The following is a 13,352-nucleotide window of genomic DNA, read 5'->3' on the forward strand; positions in this document are numbered from 1 at the left end:
CTCACGCAGCGTTTCCGGTTGATGAAATCTTTTGTTGTGCGAGCTCGGCGCGGACCGCGTCGGTATCGGCGCCAAGCACCGGCACTCTCAATCCTTCGCCGATATTGCTACCGTTCCATTCGACCGGCAGCGCGGGGACGCGGAACGGCTTGCCGTCGGCGTTCACGTTGTTGACGAGGCCGCCGGGCCGCAGCACATGCGGGTCCTGCAACAAATCTTCGGGCCGGTTGATCGGCGAGAAGCAGATGTTGAGCGCGTCGAGCCTCGCCGACAGATCGGCCACGTTCCAGCCTTTGATCACCTCGGCGACACGCGGAATGATCCGGTCGCGCGCCATGATGCGGTCCGTAGTGGAGCGCAGCGTCGGATCGTCGGCGAATTCCGTCAGGCCAAACTCGCGGCAGAAGCTCTGCCAATGACCTTCGGTGACGACCCCGATGAAGATGCGATCGCCGCCGGCGGCATCGAAGATGTCGTAGATCGGCCAGGCATGCTCGCGCTCCGGCATCGAGCGCGGCTTACGCCCGGTCATCTCGTACTCGACCATGTGCTGGGCGACCAAGAACAGGCAGTTCTCGAACAGGCCGATGCGAATATCCGCGCCGTTCCTGTTGCCGCCCCGCTTCTGGTAGAGCGCGGCCAGGATCGAGATCACACCGAACATGCCGCCCATGATGTCGTTGGCGGAGGAACCGACGCGCTGCGGTTTGTCGCGTGTGCCGGTCATCGCCGCGAGGCCCGACATCATCTGCACGACCTCGTCGAGCGCCGGGCGATGATCGTAAGGGCCGGACAGAAAGCCCTTGTGGCCGGCGATGATCAGCTGCGGATATTTCGCGCGCAGCTCCTCGGCGCCAAGACCCTGCTTGTCGAGCTGGCCGTCGCGAAAATTCTCCAGGAACACGTCGGCGCCGGCGAGCAGCCGGTGCATCGTGTCGCGGTCCTCGGGCTTTGCGAAATCCAGCACGACGCTGCGCTTGCCGCGGTTGAACAGCGGGAAGAACGACACGCCCATGCCGCCAAGCGAGCGGGTCTTGTCGCCGGCGGGGGGTTCGACCTTGATCACCTCGGCGCCGAGTTGCGCAAGGATCATCCCGCAGGTCGGCCCCATCACCATGTGGGTCATCTCGACGACCCTCACGCCCTCCAGCGGCAGTCCGCTCCTGGTCATCGGTTTCTCCGTGCTCGTTGCGCTCTTGTTCTGACGCGTTTTCTTCACGCGAACCGGTGTCCACTTCGCTCGAAAACGCTTTGCTATCGGCGCAGGTTAGGCTTCCGCACGCTATCTGAAAAATATAATCTGTCGAATAGTGTATTCGCGGTTCTAGAACGCTGAGCCCTCATGGATTCGCGCCAGCTTCGCTATTTCATCGCGGTTTACGAGCAGCGCAACCTGTCGCGGGCGGCGGATCAGGCCAATGTCGCGCAATCCGCGCTGAGCCATCACATCGCCAATCTCGAGGCGGAATTCGCCACGCCGCTGTTCGAGCGCAAGCCGCGCGGCATGGAACCAACCGCGGCGGGCGAGCGGCTCTATGAGCATGCCCGCATCATCCTGCGAGCGATGGCGGCGGCCGAGCGCGAGATCAAGGAAGGCGGCAGCGCGATTGCCGGTGAGATCTCGATCGGCATGGCCAATTCCGGGATGAAGGCGATCGGCGTGCCGTTGATGCGGACGGTGCTGACGAAGTATCCGAACCTGAAGCTGGCGCTGACCGAAAGTCTCTCGGGCGCGACACTGCTGCATTTGATGAGCTCGGAGGTCGACCTGGCGCTGGTCTACAATCCGCCCTCGGAAAAGGATCTGATCGCCGAGCCGGTGCTGGAGGAGCAGATGTTCTGCGTCGGTACCGAGAAATTGATCGGCAAGAAGGGACCGATCACGTTCGAGCAGGTGGCCCAGCTGCCGCTGATCCTGCTCCGGCATGGGCTGTCGGCCCGCGCCCTGCTGGACGACCCCGTGCCGCTGAAGCGGCTGGAGGCCAACGCCATCCTGCATCTCAATTCGACCAGCGGCATGATCGGCGCCTTGACCGCGGGCCTCGGCTGCACGATCGCGACGACGCACTTCGTGCGGGAGCCGTTGCAGGCGGGGGCGCTGGTCGCACGCGAGGTGATCGAACCCAAGCTGAGCCGCACGCTCTATCTGTGCCGCCTGCGCAACCGGCCGATGACCTATGTCATGGAGGAGATGTGCCGGCTGATCCGCTCCCTGATCGCCGAACAGGTCGGGCGCGGCGCCTGGGAGGCCACGCTCCTGATCTAAAGCGCTTTCGAGAGCAGTCGGCACCGGTTCGCGTGAGGAAAGCGCGTCAGAAACAGCGCTATCGAAAATATCGAACGATTCCTTCGATATGTTCGTCTGGATTTCTGGCTTCCGGCTGCCAAACATGCGGGACCGGCACGACCTCACAAGAAGGGCGGCCGTCGACCATACGGGAGGATCATCATTGAGCGCCGTCGAACTCGGCTCGGTTGCCGATCTCGCCAACACGACAGTCGGGCCCGACGAGATTTCGCGGCGGCTCGAGGTGCTGCCCACCTCCGCCTATGTCTGGCGGCTGGTGATCCTGCTCTCGCTCGGCGGCTGCTTCGAGATCTATGACCTGTTCTTCACCGGCTACATTGCGCCGGGCCTCGCCCGCAGCGGGCTGATGACCACAACGACGCAGGCCTTCTTCGGCTTCTCCGGCATCGGCGCGTTCGTCGCCGCGACCTTCGCCGGTCTCTTCATCGGCACCTTCTGCCTCGGCTTCCTCGCCGATCGTTACGGCCGCAAGGCCGTCTTCACCTATTCACTGCTGTTCTACAGCGCGGCCTCGATCATCATGGCGTGCCAGACCACGCCGGGCGGCCTGTTGCTGTGGCGCTTCGTCGCCGGAATCGGGATCGGCATCGAGATCATCACCATCGACGCCTACATCACCGAGCTGGTGCCGAGCTGGATGCGCGGCCGGGCCTTTGCGATCAACCAGGCGGTGATGCTGTCGGCGGTGCCGATCGTCGCCGCACTTGCATGGTGGCTGGTGCCGCTCACGCCTTATGGCATCGACGGCTGGCGCTGGGTCGTGCTGATCGGCGCGGCCGCCAGCATGGTGATCTGGGTGCTGCGGCTCTACGTGCCGGAAAGCCCGCTCTGGCTGGCCAGCCACGGCCGCGTTGCCGAGGCAGAGAGGATCATGCGGACGCTCGAGGCCTCATCGGGTGCGGCTGCTCCGCGCCCCGCCCCCACGGTCGCGATGGTGCCGGCACGTGCGCCGGGCAGGACCGGCTACGCCGACCTGTTCAGGCCGCCTTACGCCTCGCTCGTCGTGCTGTTCATGATCTTCAATTTCTGCCAGGCGTTCGGCGTCTACGGCTTTTCCAACTGGGTTCCGGCGCTGCTGGTCGAGAAGGGCATCAACGTCACCAAGAGCCTGCAATATTCCTTCATCATCGCCTTCGCCTATCCGCTGGCGCCGCTCTTGGCCGCGACCTTTGCCGACCGCTTCGAGCGCAAATGGATCATTTGCGGCGCGGCCGCCGCGATCTCGGTGTTCGGCCTTGCGTTCGCGCAGCTCACCGAGCCGGTGCTGCTGATCGCCAGCGGCGTGCTGGTGACGGGGGCCAACATGACGCTGTCCTACGCTTACCACGCCTATCAGACCGAGGTATTCCCGACCGCGATCCGGGCCCGCGCCGCGGGGCTGGTCTATTCGATGAGCCGGCTCAGCGCGACCTTCTCCGGCTTCATCGTGGCGTTCATGTTGAAGGAGGCCGGCGTCAGCGGGGTGTTCGGCCTGATCACCGCGGCGATGCTCATCGTGATCGTTGCTGTCGGTGTCTGGGGACCCAACGTCCGCGGCAAGCCGCTCGACGCCTGATCGCGACATAAACGGCACTTGCCGAAGCCATATTGGGTGTCTACCTCTGCGCTCGTCATTCTGCAGAGGTAACCCAGTCATGTTGGACGCCGCCGTCAAGGCGCTTTCGCAAATCCTGTCGCCGCCGATGCGCACGATCCTGTGGCGTTCGATCGGGCTTGCGCTGGTGCTGATCACCGTGCTGGCGATCGGCTTGCAGCGGCTGCTGAGCTGGTTTGCCGATACTGGCGAGCTCTGGGCCGAAGGCATACTCGGCCCCAACTTCCATTCCACGCTGCACGTGCTGTCCTGGATCATCTCGATCTCGGCAGGGCTCGGCGTCGTGCTCGGCGGCATCTTCCTGATGCCCGCGATCACCTCGCTGGTGGCGAGCCTGTTTGTCGACGGCGTCGCCGACCATGTCGAGCGCGAGCACTATCCGGCCGACCATCCCGGCACGGCGCTGCCGGTCACGGTCGCAACGATCGAGGGCGTCAAGACGGCGCTGCTGACGATTTTGGTCTACCTGGTCGCGCTGCCGTTCGTGCTGTTCGCGGGCGCGGGCTTCATCATCTTCTTCATCGCGACCGCTTGGCTGCTGGGTCGCGAATATTTCGAGCTTGCGGCGATGCGGTTCCGCTCGCCTGATGACGCCAAGGCGATGCGCAAGGAGAACGCGGCGACGGTGTTCACCGCCGGCCTGTTCATTGCGGCCTTCGTCTCGATCCCGATCGTCAATCTGGCGACACCGCTGTTCGGCATGGCGTTCATGGTGCACATGTACAAGCGGCTGTCAGGTCCCCGGCGCGAGGTGATCGAGCCGGCACGGCGAAGCAACGTGCCCTCCATCTAGGCCGCATCCGGAGGCACCTGCAGTGATGCGGGTGTCCGATCGCGCGCCAATGGCACCAGCAGCAGCCCCACGATCGCCACGCCGGCGAGCATCGCCCATGCCTCGTTGACGGTGAGCGCCAGCGATGCCCGCTCGACCAACGGCCGGATGAACGCGATTGTCGCTTCATCCGGCGGCCCCGGCAGACGGTCGATCAACAACTTCGGATCGAGCCCGATCGCCTGCGCCGCGCTGACATCGCCTGCCAGCAACCGCGCACGGAAGTCCTCGCCATAGATCGAGCTTCGCCCGTAGAGGATGGTGTCGATCAGGGCGATCCCGATCGCGCCACCCAGATTGCGCATCAGGTTGAACAGTCCGCTGGCGTCTGCGACTTCCGCCTCCGGCAGGGCGCCCAACGCAATACGCGTCGGCGGCAGCAGGCAGAACATGATCGCGACGCCGCGCACGATCTGCGGCCAGAACATCTCGTCGAAATCCGCCGTGCGGGGCTGAAACGCGCTGAGGCCGAGACCGAGCGCGAACAAGGCGAAGCCCGCGCCGGTCAACCACCGCGCGCCGATGCGGCTTTCGAGGATTGCCGCGAGCGGCGCTGCGATCAGCTGCGCAACTCCGGTGACCAGCATGATCGTGCCGATCTCGAAGGCATCATGGCGGCGGACGAAGCCGAGAAACACCGGCATCAGATAGGTCGATCCATAGAGGCCGATGCCGAGACAGAAGCTCAGGGCGCAACCGACCGCGAACGAACGCCGCTTGAATAGGGTCAATTGTGCAATCGGATACGCTGCGCGGAGCGTGCGTCGGATCAGCAGCGCCATCCCGGCAATGCTTCCGATCAGCAAGCTCACGCAAAGCATCGAGAGCCAGCCGCGTTGCGGCGCTTCCTTCAGACCGATCATGAAGCTTGCGAGCGCCGCCGCGAGCAGGACAAGCGCCCCTTCGTCCAGCCTGGAGAACGTGCGGAGCTGCATGCCCTGCTTCGGGAGCAGCAACGATGTGACCGAAGCCGCAATTATTCCGGGGACAACATTGATCAGGAACAGCCACGGCCACGACCAGGTCTGCGTGATCCAGCCGCCGACGACGGGCCCAATGGTCGGTGCAAGCACCGCGACGACGCCGCCGATCGTGGTGGCCACCGCATGAAGGCGCACCGGGAACAGCATGAACACGGCGGAGAACACCGCGGGGATCAGCACGCCGCCGGAAAATCCCTGCAGCACGCGAAATACCAGCAGCACGGCAAAGCCGCCGCTGAAGGCGCAGCCGACGGACGCGACGGTGAACAGGCTGACGGCGATGACGAACAGCCATCGCAACGACAGCGCATGCGTGAACAATCCGGTCAGCGGAATCGCGATCACCTCCGCGATCAGATAGGCGGTCTGGATCCAGCTCATCGCGGCCGGCGAGATCGCAAGCGCGCGCTGGATCGTCGGCAACGAGGTCGCGACGACCTGGATGTCGAGGATCGCCATGAACATGCCGAGGCACATCAGCAGAAAGCCGGCCCAGGTCGCAGCCGATGGGCTGTCGGTGCAGTGCTCCGCCCGGCCGCTCATGGCGTGCCTGGGCGCGGCCAGTCCGATACGAAGAGCGCGCGGCTCTCGGCGCGAATCCGGATGGCAAGCACCGCGAGATTGAGGGCGGTGAAAATCAACGCCACCACCGGCAGATGCAGCGCGAGTGGCAGCAGCGCGATTTCACCGACGACGACGGCATAGTTTGGATGCGGGAAAAGCCGATAAGGCCCGGACGCGACCAGCGGCGCGCCCGGCAGCACGATGATCCGCGTGGTCCATCGCGGCCCGAGCGCGGCTAGCACCCACAGCCGCAGACCTTGCAGCAGCAGAAAGGCCGCGAGCGCGGCCAGATTGACGTCCTGGTCGCGGCCCCAGATCCACAGCGCGATCAGCCAGCCGGCATGAAGCAGCACAATGAGCGGGTAGTGATTGGCGCCGACCTCGATCGCGCCTTGCGCCAGCAGCCGCGCCGTGTTGCGACGCGCCAGGACCAGCTCGCCGAGACGTTGCAAGGTGACCAGGACAAGGATGATCGAAGCGAAACTCACGCCGCGTGCCTGAGCGCAACGCAGCTGAGGGTGAAGCCCGGCCCGAGCGCCGTGAGCAGCGAGCGGGGCGGCAATCCCTTGGCGCGGGCGCGTTCGAGGACAAAGAGAGCCGTCGGGGCCGACATGTTGCCGCATGCGGCGATGACGTCGCGCTCGTGATCGAGGCACCCCTGATCGAGCTTCAGCGCCCGCTCCAGCGCGGCGATGACCTTGGTGCCGCCGGGATGGCAGAGGAAGCGATCGATATCGTCGGCCGTCAGCTGCATCCGCGCCAGAATTTCGGCAACGGCCGGCCCAAGGTTGTCGCGGACAAAATCCGGAATGGTGCGCTGAAAGACGACGCCGAATCCTTCCGGATCGACCGTCCAGCCCATGATGTCGAGCGTATCAGGCCACAGCTTTTCGCCGGTCGCCTCGATCCGCGTCGCCCCGCCGTCGCCGGCGCGCAGCACGATCGCGGCGGCGCCATCGCCGAACAGGCTGGCGGCCACGATATTCGCCTTGGTGAGTTCGTCGTGCCGAACCGCGAGCGTGCAGAGCTCGAGCGCGACCAGCAGCACGTTGGCACCCGGCCGCGCTTCCGCCAGCCTCGATGCGATCGACAGGCCCGACACGCCGCCGGCGCAGCCGAGGCCAAACACCGGCACGCGCGACACATCCGTTCGTAGCCCGAGCTTGCCGGCGACGCGCGCATCCAGCGTCGGCGTGGCGATGCCGGTCGAACACACCGTGACCACGATATCGATGTCGCTGCCGGTCAGGTCGGCGCGGGTGATCGCCTTGCGGGCGACGTCGACATACAGCGCCTCCGCCCCCTCGAGAAAGGCTTGCGTCCGCTCCGGCCAACTGCGCCGTTCGAGATACCATTCGATCGGCTTCACGCCATAGCGACGCTGAATGCCGGTGTTGGCGAACAGGCTGGAGAGCGTCTCGAATTCGGGATAGCGGTCGGCCAGAAGGTTTCGCGCGGCCTGCAGGACTTGTCCCTGGTGGAATCGATGTGGTGGAACCGCGGTCGCCATGGCAACAAGCGCGGCCGTCTGCAGTCTCTCGGTCATCGTGGCTCCAGTTCCCCCCGCTTGTGGAACCACGCGATTAGCAAAATATTTCATGCGCCTACGACACAGGTGGATGCACTGCATTCACTATAAATTGAACCCTGCGGCGCCATCCGCTGCGAGGTCTGCGCCGCGCTTTCGCAATCAAGACTGCGCCGACGTCGATCAGGAAGCGGCTGTGCCGAACTTGCGCATCACGTTCTTCACGAAGCCGAACGGCACCGGCGACAGCGGGCCAGGCGGTGCGCGCTTGATCAGGGCGACCAGGAACAGCGCCAGCATCGCGAGCCAGAAGCAGAGCCAGAAGCCGTCAATATAGGCGAGCGTGTTGGCCTCGCGCTGCACCAGCGCCGCGAGCGTGCCTACAGCGCGGCCCGTCGCCGCTCCGATGCCGTGGCCGGAAAATTCCTCGGTCAACCGCTGCAGCCGGTGCACGACGTCTGCATCGCCGCTCTGAACGTATTGCCCCAGATAGTTCGAGTGGATCTGCTCGCGAACCCGCAGCCAGGTGCCCATCAGCGCGATGCCGATCTCGGCGCCGCCGAGCCGGCAGATCTGGATATAGGCCGCGAACGCCGTCGCCCGTGACGGATCGGAGTTCGACAGCGCCATCATGATGATCGGCAGCAGCGTGAGCGCCTGCCCGACCGACAGCAACAGCACGATGCCGACAAAATCCTCCCGCGCCCAGACGTGGCTCAGCTGGGTGCCCCAGAGATTGGCGGCCGCGAACGCCGAGAAGCCGAGCACCACGACGACGCGCGGATCGAGGTGGCGAAGCAGGACAATCGAAACCGGCACCAGCACGAACATCGGCAGCGCGCCGTAGGTGAACAGCAGCACGCCCGACTGCTCCGGCCGCAGCGCCGTGATGGTGCCGAGAAAATTCGGCACCAGCGACGAGTTGGACAGGCTCGTCAGAGTGTACAAGATGATGACAATCAGTGAGAGCCCGATGTTGCGCGAGAATAGGATGTTGAAATGCGCCCAGGGCTGGCGTACCAATGTCTCGTTAATCATGAAGCCGACGATCAATAGCCCGCCGCCGATCAGGAGCGCCATCACGGTGCCGGACTCCAGCCAGTCCAGCCGGTTGCCCTGATCGAGCCCGGCATAGACCATCGAGACCCCGGCGCCGAGCAGCAGCATGCCGCCCCAATCGGCATCGCGCACCAGGTCACGATTGACGGGCTCGTTCGGCGTGCCGAGATAGACCATCAGGCCCATCAGCGGCGCGACCACCGCGCCCTGCCAATACAGCCATTGCCAGCCGAGGTGCTCGACATAATAGCCGACCAGCGAGCTCGACGAGTCCAGCGCGAAACCGACACGGATCGAATACATCGCGATCGCCGGCAGCCACCAGCGGATCGGCAGGTTGCGCAGGATGATCATCAGGGTCGCCGGCACGAAGGTGCCGAGCAACATGCCGTGCGCGACGCTGAGCGCGATCAACGTCGTGTAGTCGCGCACGAACGGAATGATCAGCGAGACCACGGCGTAGATCAGGCTCGGGATCCCGAGCACGCGCCGCAGCCCGAACGCGGTGGCGAGCCAGGCCACTGCGGGTGCGACGAAGATCTGCGAGCCGATCGCGGCGGTCGAGAGCCAGGCACCCTCGTCGAAGCTGAGCGAGAACGCGCCGCGCAGGTCGGGCAACCCGACTGTGGTCAGGCGGCTGTCGAAGTTCGCCAGGAACGCGCCGAGCAGCACCGCGACCACGGCGAACAGCGGATAGCGCGCGACGTCGCCCCGCGAGACCGGACCATGACCGCGGTCGTCACTTTCCGCCATTGGCGACCGCCTCGCCGGTGTTGATCCGCGTCACGACCGACATGCCCGGCAGCAGGCGCTCGAGCAATGGCTGGTTCTTCTCGAACTGGATACGCACCGGGATGCGCTGCACCACCTTGGTGAAGTTACCGGTGGCGTTGTCGGGCGGCAGCAGCGCGAATTGCGATCCGCTCGCCGGCGCGATCCGCTCGACGACGCCGCGCAACCTCTCACCGGCGAATGTATCCACGGTGACCTCGACCGGCTGCCCCGGTCTGACGTTGGTCAGCTGGGTTTCCTTGTAATTGGCGATCACGTAGACGTTCGGCAGCGGCACGACATTGATCAGATTGGTGCCGATGTTGACATAGTCGCCCGGCTGCACCTGGCGCTCGCCGGTGACGCCGTCGAACGGCGCGACGATCTTGGTGTATCCGAGCTTGAGCCTGGCCGACGCGAGCAGCGCCTTGGCGGCATCGAGATCGGCGGCGCGCTGCTTCTTGGTGCCCTGCAGGACCTCGAGCTGATGGCGCTGCGCCGCGATCACCGCGCGGCTGGCCTGCACGTCGGCCTCCGACTTGGCATAGGATGCGGTTGCCTGCTCGAGCCGCTGCCGCGTGCCGGCATCGGTTTGCGACAGCGACTGCTGACGCTCTTCCTCCTGGCGAGCCAGCGTCTGCTGCGCTTCCGCGGATAATCGCGAGGCCTCGGCCTGCGCGATGGTCGCGTATTGCAGCTCGACCTGATTGTTGAGGTTGTCGAGCGCGGCCTGCGCGCCGACCACGCCGGCCTCGGCCTGCGCTACCTGCGCCTGGTAGTCGGCGGGATCGATCTGCACCAGGAGATCGCCGGCCTTGACGCGCTGGAAATCGGAGATAGCGACGGTCAGGACTTCGCCGGACACGCGGCTGGAGAGCTGGGTCAACTCGGCCCGCACATAGGCATCATCGGTGGTCTGGATCGTGGCGCTGCCGACCCACGCGTCCCAGCGCGTGGTCGCCACCGCGACGAAGGTGAGCGCGGCGAGCACCGCAAACAGCGGAATGGCGAAGCGGCCCCAGAAACTGTTCGCCGCAGGCTGCGGCTTGGCTGGCGCCGGTACCGGTGCGGGCGCGGTCTGGCTGGCTTGCGACGGACCGCCCTGAACCTGCTCTGTCACACCTCACTCCCTCGGTTACGCCGGAACGCGAGACAACCGGTTAGCACATGATGACGATCATGGCTCAGACGGTCTTTTCCGGCCACCGGCAAAGATCATTGATCAGACATACATCGCAACGCGGCCCGCGCGCGAGGCAGGTATAGCGGCCATGCAGGATCAGCCAGTGATGGGCGTGCAGCAAGAACTCCGCCGGGATCACCTTCTCGAGTCCGAGCTCGACCTCGAGCGGCGTCTTGCCGGGCGCGAGCCCGGTGCGGTTGCCGACGCGAAACACATGGGTGTCGACCGCCATCGTGTGTTCGCCGAATGCCATGTTGAGCACGACATTCGCGGTCTTGCGACCGGCACCGGGCAATGACTCGATCTCGGCGCGCGTGCGCGGCACCTCGCTGCCGAATTCGGCGATCAACTTCTCAGAAAGCGCGATGACGTTCTTGGCCTTGTTGCGATAGAGCCCGATGGTCTTGATGTACTCGCGGACTTTGTCTTCGCCGAGCGCAAGCATCTTCTCCGGCGTGTCGGCGATCGCAAACAGCGCCCGTGTCGCCTTGTTGACGCCGGCGTCGGTCGCCTGTGCCGACAGCACCACCGCAACCAGCAGCGTGTAGGGGTTGAGATGCTCGAGCTCGCCCTTCGGCTCGGGATTGGCTTTGCGGAACCGGTCGAAGGCCTCGTAGACCTCCGCCGCCGTCCACGGCTTTGGTTTGGCGGCCTTCTTGGCCGCCGTCTTTGCCGCGCGGTTGGGCAGCGGCTTTGGCGTTTTCGCGGCCTTCTTCGGTGCGGACCGAACGCTTGATGAGCTGGCGCGTTGAGAGCGGATGATTTTGGCCATGAACGGGATATACTGATACGTCATGACCGCAGGCAACGACTTTGATCCGAGCGACGACCTCAGGGCCAGTAACGTTGAGACTGGTGACCTCGAGGCTGATGACGTCGGGGCCGAGCCAAAGCTGTTCTCGGCATTGCTGACGCCGCACCGCTCGCTGAACCGCACGGGCTTTATCGTGCTGATGTCGTTCGTCACCGTGGTCAGCTTCATCGCCGGCGTGGTGTTCTGGTGGCTGGGCGCCTGGCCGATCTTCGGCTTCTTCGGGCTCGACGTGCTGGTGATCTACTGGGCGTTCAAGGTCAATTTCCGTACCGCCAGAGCCAGCGAGGAGATCACGGTGACGCCGTCGGAACTGCGGGTCCGCCGGATCAGTCACCGCGGCCATGTGGCGGAATGGGTACTCAATCCGCTCTGGGTGCGGTTTGAGCAGATCTCGCACCAAGAATTCGGCATCGAGCGGCTTTATCTGGTGTCCCGGGGCCGCCGGGTCAGCATCGGCAGCTTCCTCAGCCCCGATGAAAAGGCTAGCTTTTCCAAAGCCTTGACGGCTGCGCTGAACACCGCGAAACGCGGCCCGACCTACAACCCCATCGCTTGAGTAAGCTCATTTGAGCATGATCCGGTCGGAAAACCGGTCCCCACTTTGCGCTAACGCGGCCGTACCGGTCCGGATCATGCTTGTCGGAAATCGGGTGGTTTGGATGCGCCATGGCTCCTAAATCAGACACCATGATGACACTCGCCATACATGACCAGCGCCTGGCCAAGCCGGGCCCCCAGAACGCCGCGCTGCGCGACTATGATTCGGTGCGGCGCGCCATCGCGTTCATCTCAGAGCACTGGCGCACACAGCCGACCATCGAAGCGATGGCCGATGCCGCCGCGGTCACGCCGGATGAATTGCACCATCTGTTCCGCCGCTGGGCCGGGCTGACGCCAAAGGCTTTCATGCAGGCGCTGACCCTGGATCACGCCAAGAACCTGCTGCGCGATTCCGCAAGCGTGCTCGACGCCGCGCTCGACTCGGGTTTGTCGGGACCGGGACGGCTGCACGATCTGTTCGTCACGCATGAGGCGATGTCGCCGGGTGAATGGAAGACCGGCGGCGGCGGCATGACGCTGCGCTACGGCTTCCATCCCTCGCCGTTCGGCACCGCGATCGTGATCGCAACGGACCGCGGGCTCGCGGGGCTTGCCTTCGCCGATCCCGGCGACGAGCAGACCTCCTTTGCCGACATGAAGCGGCGCTGGCCGAACGCGACCTTTGTCGAGGACACCGACGGCACCACCGCATTGGCGCAGCGCGTGTTCGATACAAGGTTGTGGCGGGCGGACCAGCCGCTGCGCGTCGTGCTGATCGGCACCGACTTCGAGGTGCGGGTGTGGGAAACGCTGCTCAAGGTGCCGATGGGGCGCGCGGTGAGCTATTCCGACATCGCCTGCAAGATCAGCAACCCGAAGGCCTCGCGCGCCGTCGGCGCCGCGGTCGGCCGCAACCCGGTGTCGTTCGTGGTGCCCTGCCATCGCGCACTCGGCAAGAGCGGCGCGCTGACCGGCTATCACTGGGGCATCACCCGCAAGCAGGCAATGCTCGGCTGGGAAGCCGGCCAGGTGGGGTTGCACTAAGGTAAGCCGTTCCCGGTCCCGTCACCCTGAGGAGCGCGAATCGCGTCTCGAAGGGTCGACGGCCCGACTGGTGGCCGTGCATCCTTCGCGACGCCGCTACGCGGCTCCTCAGGATGACGGGACGAGCGGATT

The 13,352-nt window shown here is 65.1% G+C and carries 12 protein-coding genes; 5 read left to right on the forward strand and 7 right to left on the reverse strand.

The genetic code is table 11. The features are described 5' to 3' along the window. Position 1: 1 nt before the first annotated feature. Positions 2 to 1,171 carry a CaiB/BaiF CoA transferase family protein gene (locus G6P99_RS00795; RefSeq protein ID WP_165127000.1) on the reverse strand — a complete coding sequence of 390 codons (1,170 nt, stop codon included), beginning with the start codon at positions 1,169 to 1,171 and terminating at the stop codon, positions 2 to 4. A 171-nt stretch (positions 1,172 to 1,342) separates the two neighbouring features. On the opposite strand from G6P99_RS00795, the gene G6P99_RS00800 reads away from it, so the two are divergent. The 3 genes from G6P99_RS00800 (at position 1,343) to G6P99_RS00810 (ending at position 4,695) form a co-directional block, all read left to right on the forward strand. Continuing rightward, the gene (locus tag G6P99_RS00800) at positions 1,343 to 2,266 is read left to right on the forward strand and encodes a LysR family transcriptional regulator (RefSeq protein ID WP_029081024.1); all 924 of its coding nucleotides are present in this window, start codon (positions 1,343 to 1,345) and stop codon (positions 2,264 to 2,266) included. A gap of 184 nt (positions 2,267 to 2,450) precedes the next feature. Next, positions 2,451 to 3,863: an MFS transporter gene (locus G6P99_RS00805; protein ID WP_029081023.1), complete on the forward strand. Its 1,413-nt coding sequence runs from the start codon at positions 2,451 to 2,453 to the stop codon at positions 3,861 to 3,863. A gap of 79 nt (positions 3,864 to 3,942) precedes the next feature. Then, complete coding sequence (locus tag G6P99_RS00810) at positions 3,943 to 4,695, forward strand: sulfate transporter family protein (protein ID WP_029081022.1); 753 nt, start codon at positions 3,943 to 3,945, stop codon at positions 4,693 to 4,695. On the opposite strand, the gene G6P99_RS00815 is transcribed toward G6P99_RS00810, so the two are convergent. The 6 genes from G6P99_RS00815 to nth form a co-directional block, all read right to left on the reverse strand. After that, positions 4,692 to 6,260, reverse strand: coding sequence for a DHA2 family efflux MFS transporter permease subunit (locus G6P99_RS00815; protein ID WP_371261172.1), 1,569 nt, complete (start codon positions 6,258 to 6,260; stop codon positions 4,692 to 4,694). The two genes, G6P99_RS00810 and G6P99_RS00815, sit on opposite strands and share 4 nt — an antisense overlap. Further along, positions 6,257 to 6,769, reverse strand: coding sequence for an isoprenylcysteine carboxyl methyltransferase family protein (locus tag G6P99_RS00820; protein ID WP_029081020.1), 513 nt, complete (start codon positions 6,767 to 6,769; stop codon positions 6,257 to 6,259). The genes G6P99_RS00815 and G6P99_RS00820 overlap by 4 nt, the downstream gene beginning before the upstream one ends. Continuing rightward, positions 6,766 to 7,827, reverse strand: a complete 1,062-nt coding sequence (locus G6P99_RS00825) for a type III polyketide synthase (protein WP_029081019.1) — start codon at positions 7,825 to 7,827, stop codon at positions 6,766 to 6,768. Before G6P99_RS00825 ends, G6P99_RS00820 begins: the two co-directional genes overlap by 4 nt. A gap of 165 nt (positions 7,828 to 7,992) precedes the next feature. After that, complete coding sequence (locus tag G6P99_RS00830; protein ID WP_029081018.1) at positions 7,993 to 9,621, reverse strand: MFS transporter; 1,629 nt, start codon at positions 9,619 to 9,621, stop codon at positions 7,993 to 7,995. Next, a complete protein-coding gene (locus G6P99_RS00835; RefSeq protein ID WP_029081017.1) occupies positions 9,608 to 10,759 on the reverse strand; it encodes an HlyD family secretion protein in 1,152 nt (383 codons plus the stop codon). Before G6P99_RS00835 ends, G6P99_RS00830 begins: the two co-directional genes overlap by 14 nt. 64 nt (positions 10,760 to 10,823) lie before the next feature. Continuing rightward, a complete protein-coding gene (nth, locus tag G6P99_RS00840) occupies positions 10,824 to 11,594 on the reverse strand; it encodes an endonuclease III (RefSeq protein WP_029081016.1) in 771 nt (256 codons plus the stop codon). Positions 11,595 to 11,616: 22 nt separating this feature from the next. Between nth and G6P99_RS00845 the strand changes: the two genes are divergently transcribed. Continuing rightward, the gene (locus G6P99_RS00845; protein WP_246709441.1) at positions 11,617 to 12,192 is read left to right on the forward strand and encodes a DUF2244 domain-containing protein; all 576 of its coding nucleotides are present in this window, start codon (positions 11,617 to 11,619) and stop codon (positions 12,190 to 12,192) included. A 131-nt stretch (positions 12,193 to 12,323) separates the two neighbouring features. Further along, positions 12,324 to 13,220 carry a methylated-DNA--[protein]-cysteine S-methyltransferase gene (locus G6P99_RS00850; protein ID WP_029081014.1) on the forward strand — a complete coding sequence of 299 codons (897 nt, stop codon included), beginning with the start codon at positions 12,324 to 12,326 and terminating at the stop codon, positions 13,218 to 13,220. Positions 13,221 to 13,352: the final 132 nt, after the last annotated feature.

The organism is Bradyrhizobium sp. 6(2017), assembly GCF_011058295.2.
Classification (GTDB): domain Bacteria; phylum Pseudomonadota; class Alphaproteobacteria; order Rhizobiales; family Xanthobacteraceae; genus Bradyrhizobium; species Bradyrhizobium septentrionale.

What these genes read in the sequence shown, in the direction of transcription:
- G6P99_RS00815 (WP_371261172.1), bottom strand. Translation starts at nt 6,260, where the DNA reads ATGAGCGGCCGGGCGGAGCACTGCACCGACAGCCCATCGGCTGCGACC.
- G6P99_RS00830 (WP_029081018.1), bottom strand. Translation starts at nt 9,621, where the DNA reads ATGGCGGAAAGTGACGACCGCGGTCATGGTCCGGTCTCGCGGGGCGAC.
- G6P99_RS00800 (WP_029081024.1), top strand. Translation starts at nt 1,343, where the DNA reads ATGGATTCGCGCCAGCTTCGCTATTTCATCGCGGTTTACGAGCAGCGC.
- G6P99_RS00850 (WP_029081014.1), top strand. Translation starts at nt 12,324, where the DNA reads ATGATGACACTCGCCATACATGACCAGCGCCTGGCCAAGCCGGGCCCC.
- G6P99_RS00810 (WP_029081022.1), top strand. Translation starts at nt 3,943, where the DNA reads ATGTTGGACGCCGCCGTCAAGGCGCTTTCGCAAATCCTGTCGCCGCCG.
- nth (WP_029081016.1), bottom strand. Translation starts at nt 11,594, where the DNA reads ATGGCCAAAATCATCCGCTCTCAACGCGCCAGCTCATCAAGCGTTCGG.
- G6P99_RS00845 (WP_246709441.1), top strand. Translation starts at nt 11,617, where the DNA reads ATGACCGCAGGCAACGACTTTGATCCGAGCGACGACCTCAGGGCCAGT.
- G6P99_RS00795 (WP_165127000.1), bottom strand. Translation starts at nt 1,171, where the DNA reads ATGACCAGGAGCGGACTGCCGCTGGAGGGCGTGAGGGTCGTCGAGATG.
- G6P99_RS00825 (WP_029081019.1), bottom strand. Translation starts at nt 7,827, where the DNA reads ATGACCGAGAGACTGCAGACGGCCGCGCTTGTTGCCATGGCGACCGCG.